Origin of the sequence: Moorena sp. SIO3E8 (assembly GCF_010692445.1) — a bacterium.
Taxonomy (GTDB): domain Bacteria; phylum Cyanobacteriota; class Cyanobacteriia; order Cyanobacteriales; family Coleofasciculaceae; genus Moorena; species Moorena bouillonii.
Genome location: NZ_JAAHHM010000213.1, coordinates 1 through 7660, shown reverse-complemented (window position 1 = coordinate 7660; position 7660 = coordinate 1). Strand labels below are relative to the sequence as shown.

At 44.5% G+C, this 7660-nt stretch carries 6 protein-coding genes; 3 read left to right on the top strand and 3 right to left on the bottom strand.

Going from position 1 to position 7660, the window contains the following annotated elements:
- Positions 1–247 precede the first annotated feature (247 nt).
- Both gatA and F6K46_RS36765 read left to right on the top strand, forming a co-directional pair.
- Positions 248–1717, top strand: coding sequence for an Asp-tRNA(Asn)/Glu-tRNA(Gln) amidotransferase subunit GatA (gatA, locus tag F6K46_RS36770; protein WP_293067703.1), 1470 nt, complete (start codon positions 248–250; stop codon positions 1715–1717).
- Between the two features lie 19 nt (positions 1718–1736).
- Positions 1737–2585 carry an alpha/beta fold hydrolase gene (locus F6K46_RS36765; RefSeq protein ID WP_293067701.1) on the top strand — a complete coding sequence of 283 codons (849 nt, stop codon included), beginning with the start codon at positions 1737–1739 and terminating at the stop codon, positions 2583–2585.
- Positions 2586–2852: 267 nt separating this feature from the next.
- On the opposite strand, the gene F6K46_RS36760 is transcribed toward F6K46_RS36765, so the two are convergent.
- The 3 genes from F6K46_RS36760 to F6K46_RS36750 all read right to left on the bottom strand — a co-directional run bounded on the left by F6K46_RS36760 (position 2853) and on the right by F6K46_RS36750 (position 5440).
- Positions 2853–3560: an ROK family protein gene (locus tag F6K46_RS36760; protein ID WP_070391246.1), complete on the bottom strand. Its 708-nt coding sequence runs from the start codon at positions 3558–3560 to the stop codon at positions 2853–2855.
- Positions 3561–3714: 154 nt separating this feature from the next.
- On the bottom strand, positions 3715–4620 hold the full coding sequence (locus F6K46_RS36755; protein WP_075896798.1) for a S1 RNA-binding domain-containing protein: 906 nt from the start codon (positions 4618–4620) through the stop codon (positions 3715–3717).
- A 76-nt stretch (positions 4621–4696) separates the two neighbouring features.
- Entirely contained in the window at positions 4697–5440 is a 744-nt protein-coding gene (locus F6K46_RS36750; RefSeq protein WP_293067696.1) for a dienelactone hydrolase family protein, read from the bottom strand.
- A gap of 630 nt (positions 5441–6070) precedes the next feature.
- Between F6K46_RS36750 and F6K46_RS36745 the strand changes: the two genes are divergently transcribed.
- Positions 6071–7057 (top strand): GntR family transcriptional regulator, encoded by a 987-nt coding sequence (locus F6K46_RS36745; protein ID WP_293067694.1) that lies wholly within the window; start codon positions 6071–6073, stop codon positions 7055–7057.
- Positions 7058–7660: the final 603 nt, after the last annotated feature.

Below are 7660 nucleotides of genomic sequence, written 5' to 3'. Positions count from 1 at the left end.
TGAGCGACACATGAAGGCCCCCCTAACGCAACCTTCCCGACCCCCGACTCCCGACTCCCGACTCCCGACTCCCGCCTCCCGACTCCCGACTCCCGACTCCCGACTCCCGACTCCCGACTCCCGACTCCCGACTCCCGACTCCCGACTCCCGACTCCCTTTGCTAAAGCCTGAGCCCAAACCCCTAAGCCATGAATTTTTTGTCAGAATACTAGAGTTGAAATGGTTAAGTCAGTAAAGGTAGTAAGCATGGACACCGTCCGCGAGTTGCATAAACAGCTAATCAACAAAGAACGCTCAGCTGTAGAAATCACCCAAGAAGCCCTAGATCAGATTCAAGCCTTAGAGCCTCAAGTCCAAAGCTTCCTCCACATCACCTCAGACTATGCTTTAGAACAGGCCAGTCAAGTAGATGCCAAAATCGCAGCTGGTGAAGAGCTCCCGACTTTAGCCGGTATACCCATTGGCATCAAAGACAATATGTGTACCCAAGGGATTCCGACCACCTGCGGCTCCCGGATTCTGGCCAAGTTTGTCCCACCCTACGAGTCAACAGTGACCCAAAAACTCAAAGATGCTGGGGCAGTAATGGTAGGTAAAACCAACTTGGATGAATTTGCCATGGGGAGTTCTACGGAAAACTCGGCTTTTAAACTTACTAAAAACCCTTGGAATTTATCCCATGTCCCCGGCGGCTCCTCCGGGGGCTCAGCGGCAGCCGTAGCTTCTGGAGAATGTCCCATTGCTCTCGGTTCTGATACCGGTGGTTCTATTCGTCAACCGGCTTCTTACTGTGGAGTAGTTGGCATGAAACCGACCTATGGATTAGTATCGCGCTATGGTTTAGTGGCATTTGCGTCGTCCTTAGATCAAATTGGACCATTTGCTCGCACTGTAGAAGATGCCGCTATTTTACTGAATGCGATCGCAGGATATGACCCCAATGACGCTACCAGCCTCAAAGTAGATATTCCCGACTATACCCAATTCCTGAAACCAGACCTAAAATCTAACGGTAAAGTTAAGATTGGCATTATCACAGAAACCTTTGGTGAAGGCTTAGACCCAGTAGTAGAGAAAGCAGTCACTAAAGCCATTGATCAGCTTAAAGACTTAGGTGCTGAGATTCAGGAAATTTCCTGTGCCCGATTCCGGTATGGTTTGCCTTGCTACTACATCATTGCTCCGTCAGAAGCATCAGCAAATCTAGCTCGCTACGATGGGGTTAAATATGGCTTACGGGCATCAGATGCTGACAATCTCCTTTCTATGTACACCAAAACCCGTGCTGAAGGGTTCGGTGCAGAAGTCAAGCGCCGGATTATGCTAGGAACCTATGCCCTATCCGCTGGTTACTATGATGCCTATTATCTCAAAGCCCAAAAAGTTCGTACTCTGATTAAACAGGATTTTGAAGCAGCCTTTGACAAGGTCGATGTGCTAGTTTGTCCCACAGCTCCCTCCACAGCGTTTAAAGCTGGGGAAAAGACAGAAGACCCCTTAAGTATGTATCTGACTGACCTGATGACTATTCCAGTTAACCTGGCTGGGTTACCAGGCATGAGTATACCCTGTGGCTTTGATGAACAGGGATTACCCATTGGGATGCAGTTGATTAGTAATGTATTGCGGGAAGACCAGCTATTCCAAGTAGGTTATGCTTATGAACAAGCAACCGAATGGCATCTAAGCCAACCGGTTTTGAAGGATGAAGGATGAAGTATGACGATAATTGATTATGTTGATTGTTGCAGGATTTATAGCGATCGCTTACGCCTTAGTCTGTACCTCCGTGTTGCTGTTGCAAAATCGGCTAATATTTTGTCCTTCCTCAGGAATTGAAAATACACCAGCTGACTTTGGTTTGCCTTACGAAGAGGTTTGGTTACCAATATCCAATAAGGGGAAAGTTGAGAAAATTCACAGCTGGTGGATTCCCTGTGACTCACCAGAAAGTAAGGTGATGCTATATCTCCACGGTAATGCCTGTAATATTGGGTCATATCTTGAAATTGCCCAACGGTTACATCAGGTCGGTTTATCGCTGCTCCTGATTGACTACCGAGGCTATGGTTGCAGCGAGGGGAAATTTCCTAGGGAATCCCAACTTTATCAAGATGCTCAAGTAGGTTGGGATTATCTAGTCCAACAACGAGGCATCAATCCCCAAGATATTTTTGTCTATGGTTATTCCTTAGGGGGAGCAATCGGGATTGAGCTAGCGCTGCGTAACCCAGAAATGGCAGGCTTGATTTTGGAAGGCTCATTTACTTCCATGCGGGATATGGCAGATTATGAGGGAAAATATGGTTTCTTGCCGATCAATCTTCTGCTTACCCAGCGGTTTGACTCAATTAGTAAAATCAAGTCACTCCAAACACCTATATTCTTAATCCATGCCATTAATGATACCACAGTGCCTGCTAGGATGAGTCAAGTCTTGTTCGATGCTGCTACAGTTCCTAAACAGCTTTGGCTAGTTCCTGATGCAGGTCACAATGATTTGACTACTGTTGCTACTTCCGAATATCAGCAGAAAATTGGGGAATTTGTAACACAGGTTTATGCAGGAAAAGCTATAGCTTAGCACTCTAGTAGTAAGCATATGCGCTACGTGCACGCTGCGCGAACAGCGGTCAGCGGTCAGCGGTCAGCTATCATGCTTAAAATAAACCCAGCGTAGCGTGCGCCAATGCGCAATGGGCAAACCATAGAATTTAAGAGTTCGATATTAATGAGAATTGAAAGTCTGGGGAAAAGTCCATCATAAGCATATGCTGATAGCTGATAGCTGATAGCTGATAGCTTACTTCTAGTATTTAGCGCGATAGGCGATAGTATTTAAGGGTTTTTTCTAATCCCGCCACAAAGCAATACCCCCCAATAACCCAGCAACATTGGGCACTACTTTTACATTGGGGGGTAGCTCAAAGTTAATTTTTTTGGCTTCACCACCACCAATGTAAAGGTAATTATAATTAAACAAACGCTCCAGGCATGCGATCGCTTTTTTGAGACGATTATTCCATTTCTTCTTACCGTCTTTCTCTAAGGCCGCTCGCCCCAACTGTTCTTCGTAGGTTTCCCCTTTACGAAAAGGATGGTGTCCCATTTCCAGATTTGGCACCAGCTTGCCATCCACAAATAAAGCAGAACCAAACCCTGTGCCTAGGGTAATCGTCAATTCTACTCCCTTGCCAGTAATTGCTCCTAATCCTTGGACATCGGCATCATTAGCTACTCGCACCGGTTTGCCTAAGCGTTGAGATAGGGTAGTAGCCAGATCAAATCCCTGCCAATCAGGATCAAGGTTTACCGCCGTATAGGTTATCCCATTGCGCACCACTCCAGGAAATCCCACCGATACCCGTTCAAAATTCCCTTGTCCGAGAGCTAGGGATGCGATCGCATGAATAATAGCATCCGGCTTAGGAGGTTGGGGTGTTTCTAAGCGACTACGTTGGGTGATGGGATTACCCACTTCATCTAATACCATCACCTTAACGCCACTGCCACCAATATCTACGGTAAGGGTATGGATTGGGCTATTGTTTTGATTCATGAGGTATTTTACAGTTCTTGGTTTACTGTCAACAGTCAACAGTCAACAGTCAACGGTCAACGGTCAACGGTCAACGGTCAACGGTCAACAGTCAACAGTTAACAGTTAACAGTCAACAAGAAACAAAAAACATTATCGATTAAAAAGACCTAACTTATGCTTGTAATAGTTTTTGCCTAGCACGTTCAGCACGAGCTGGAGCACTAGCCATTACCTCTGCCATCTTTTCGAGCATTTCTCCTGGGTAATTTTCTAAAACCCTGGTAGACATAGAAATACGACCTTTGCCTTCATCCAAGTTAATAATCATTACCTGGATCACTTGACCGATTTCAAACACCTTGGAGAGGTCTTCAACAAAACTTTGGCTTACTTGCTTAATGTGTAGCAAGCCATTGGTTTGATTAAAGTCCACAAACACACCAAAGGGCTTGATCGCAGCTACTTTACCTTCCACTAATTGTCCCACTTCTAGCTCAGAGAAAGTAGCAGCACGCACAGCTTCCCGCTGAGAAAGCACTAGCTTATTGCGATCGCGGTCAGCTTCTAGGAAAGTGACTGTTAGTTTCTGACCAATCAAGGAATCTAGATGGTCGTGCTGACTCAAGTGCGATCGCGGAATGAATCCCCGCAATCCGCGCACATCCACGGTGACACCACCTTTATTCACTCCAGAAACCCGGACATCTAATGATTTTCCATTCTCTTGGAGTTCCATTAAATCATCCCAAACCTGCTTAATCTCCAGCTGACGCCGGGAAAGGGTAACTTGACCATCGGCATTCTGCTCCCGAATAATCAGGAAATCCATTTCCTCATCCAAGGGCAGTACTTCCGACCAATCCTGATCCGATTCTAAGGAAACTTCACGAATTGGTAGATAAGCCAGGGACTTACCACCGATGTCTACATAAGCACCATCGCTTTCGTAGTTATTTACTCTGCCACGTACCACCTGTCCCTGTTTAAACTCATAGTCGTATTCTTCTAGGGCTTGAGCAAAATCATCCATAGAAAAGGATGAATTGCTGGTGGTGGAAGAGGTTGATTTCGAATTCATGATAATTAACGGTTTTAAATCAGTAATGATTTCTGATATGGGATCAGCTGGTTAAAAAGTTGGAAAGCAAGACCATTTAGTTAAGTTTTTCCCTAAACAGCTGCAAAACGTTAGCCCACGCATCTGTAGCTGCTTTTTCATTGTAGCTAGCCCGTTGGTCACAGAAAAATCCGTGGTCTGCCCCATCGTAACGAAAGACACGATAATTTATTTTATTTTTCTCAAGAGCAGCTTCAATCTGATCAACCTCTTCTGCTGGAATGCTAGCATCTTCCATCCCAAATAAACCATAGAGTGTACCGTTAATCTCTGGTGTGCGAGTAATCGTTGGTTCACCACCGCCAGGAGTCATAGTAGTAATCCCAGCGCCATAAAACGAAGCAGTAGCTTTAATATCGGGTAAGGTAGCAGCCAGATAGGCAACATGACCACCGAAACAAAAGCCAATAGAGCCGATGGGGTTATCTTGCACAGGGGTTTGACTTCTCAGGTAATCGATCGCCCCTTGGATGTCTCCTAGGAGTTCCGCTGCTCTGGTTTGTGCCTTGTATTCCTTGCCAATCTTAATGTCTTCAGTGGTGTAACCTGTCTCAAAACCTGGGGCAAGGCGTTGATAGAGTGCGGGAGCGATCGCAACATAGCCTTCTTTGGCAAACCGTTCTGTGATATCCCGGATATGGCCATTCACCCCAAAAATTTCTTGCAGCACCACAATTCCAGGAAGAGGTGTTTCTGCCACCGGCATTGCCAGGTAAGCTGCTATGTCTAGATCACCATTGACCACCTTGACGGTAATGGTACGAATTTCCCTATGTGTCATAATCGATTTGGAAGGATGTGAAGCTCTTGCTTGGCAGTTATAGATGCTAAGCTAAAGGTTTTCTTGGCTTTCTGAATTCAGCGCCAATTCTACAGCAGTAGCTTAACTCTAGATTATACCTGTATTTAGGAAATAAATAATAAGTTAATTAACTAGCTTACTTAATTGGATAATTCAGTATAGTCCAGAGGATCACTTTAAATTATATTGATTTTTATTGATTTTTATTGACTTGGTTATTTGGGATATAAATTAGTTATAATTAGCTGATTTTTTTTAAAGCTAATAGCTATCAGCTGTCAGCTATCAGCTATTAGCTAATGCGCGACAGATGGTGCTACTTGAGATGGTATCAGCTGTCAGCTATCAGCTGACGGCACCTCAAGCAGCGTGCGCGTAGCGCATATCCTTACTACCGAGACTTTGAATTCGAGAAAATCTCGAAGGATTAAATTCTCCCAAATCTTAGTTTAAGCTGACCGCACCTCAAGTAGCGTGAGCTTTTAGCTCACGGCTGACAGCTGAATCCTTACATTCTAGCTGAAGTGGATAGCAAAATTTGACCCAAAAGTTAAAAAATAAAAGCATACCATATAATAGTGATAAACAGGGGATTTTGGAGACTCTGTAATGGTTCAGTATCATATTCAACAAGATAGTGAAATACCTGCCTCGAAGCAGCTATTTGACCAAATTCAGTTTGCGATCGCATCCCGACAATATCCCCCAGGACATAAACTGCCCAGTACTCGTCAGTTAGCGATGGAGACGGGTTTGCACCGCAATACCATCAGCAAGGTATATCGGCAGTTAGAAGAAACAGGACTAGTAGAGTCCCATGCTGGCTCAGGCATTTATGTTAAAGCACAGGGTCATGAAGGGGGTAATCGACGTCAGGCTGGCTTTCTTAACCAGTTTTCCCCCGAAGCTTACAAGGTTGTTCAAGATAGCCTCAATCAACTTCTCGGACAAGGTTGCTCCCTTAACCAGGCTAGGGAACTATTTTTGTCGGAGATTGACTGGCGGTTACGGTGTAGCGCTAGGGTACTGGTGACCGTAGAGTCACGAGACCTTGGTGCTGGAGAATTGATGGTGCAGGAGTTAGAAGAATCCTTGGGAATCCCGGTGCAGTTGGTGCCAATGGAAGAACTCTCGGACGCTTTGGATCAAACTCACTCGGCTACAGTAGTTACTAGTCGCTATTTTATCGGTAAAGCAGAAGCGATTGTTGCCCCTAAATCTGTTCGTGTTATCCCTGTTGATATTTATGACTATGAACCAGAACTTAAGCTAATTAAAAGTCTTTCTAAAGGTAACCGTTTAGGAGTGGTTAGCATCAGTTCTGGGATTTTAAAAGTGGTCGAAATTATTGTCCATAGTCTACGGGGAGATGAGTTGTTAGTGATGACGGCTCAGATTAAGGACAACTATAAACTAAAAGCGTTAGTTCGCAGTTCCCAGATAATTATTAGCGATCAGGCAAGTTATCAAACTGTTAAAGAGGCAATTTTAGCTGCTCGTGAAGATATTATTCGACCACCCAAGCTGATCCGTTGTGAAAACTATATTGGTAGTAAGTCGATTAATCTGCTCAAACGGGAACTGGGTTTGGGTTAATTGAACGCTTTGATGGAATTAAAACTATGGAATATCATGGATTAAACTGCTAAAAATATCAAAATCAAAATATCTTGTCCAGTAAACCTTTTTCTAACATTAACTCCATCAGCTCAATTCCCTAGTTTAAATTAACTCCTTTAACTTAACTAAAGCAATTAATTATTCGTAAAATCACTGGACTTTTTAAAAACTAGCTCCAAATCTCGTCCCTTCTGCCTTCTACCTTCTGCCGTAAGCATTTAGCCGTCAGCTTAAGCGCTACGCGCACGCTACGCGAACAGCTAGCTATCAGCTAATGCGCTACGGATACGCTACGCGAGCAGCTATGGAATAAGCGATGCAGAGGTGCGACCCGTTGAGGGCACCTCAAGTACCGTGAGCTAAAAGCTCACGGCTGACCGCTGATAACTGAATACTTACGCTTAAGTTCGGTACCTAAGGCTATCATACTAATCCGTAGCATTTAAGTATATGGGTGCGGCTCTTTTAAAAAGACAAAGAATAAGGTTTAGACAGGTATAGCAAGAGTAGGAGGAGCATTAGTAGAGCAACAAGCTTGAAAGAGTCGTTTCATTAAAGGAATACCATCAAGATACAAAG

Bases quoted from the DNA above. Each gene is read 5' to 3' on its own strand.
- gatA (WP_293067703.1), top strand. From the start codon at position 248: ATGGACACCGTCCGCGAGTTGCATAAACAGCTAATCAACAAAGAACGC.
- F6K46_RS36765 (WP_293067701.1), top strand. From the start codon at position 1,737: ATGTTGATTGTTGCAGGATTTATAGCGATCGCTTACGCCTTAGTCTGT.
- F6K46_RS36760 (WP_070391246.1), bottom strand. From the start codon at position 3,560: ATGAATCAAAACAATAGCCCAATCCATACCCTTACCGTAGATATTGGT.
- F6K46_RS36755 (WP_075896798.1), bottom strand. From the start codon at position 4,620: ATGAATTCGAAATCAACCTCTTCCACCACCAGCAATTCATCCTTTTCT.
- F6K46_RS36750 (WP_293067696.1), bottom strand. From the start codon at position 5,440: ATGACACATAGGGAAATTCGTACCATTACCGTCAAGGTGGTCAATGGT.
- F6K46_RS36745 (WP_293067694.1), top strand. From the start codon at position 6,071: ATGGTTCAGTATCATATTCAACAAGATAGTGAAATACCTGCCTCGAAG.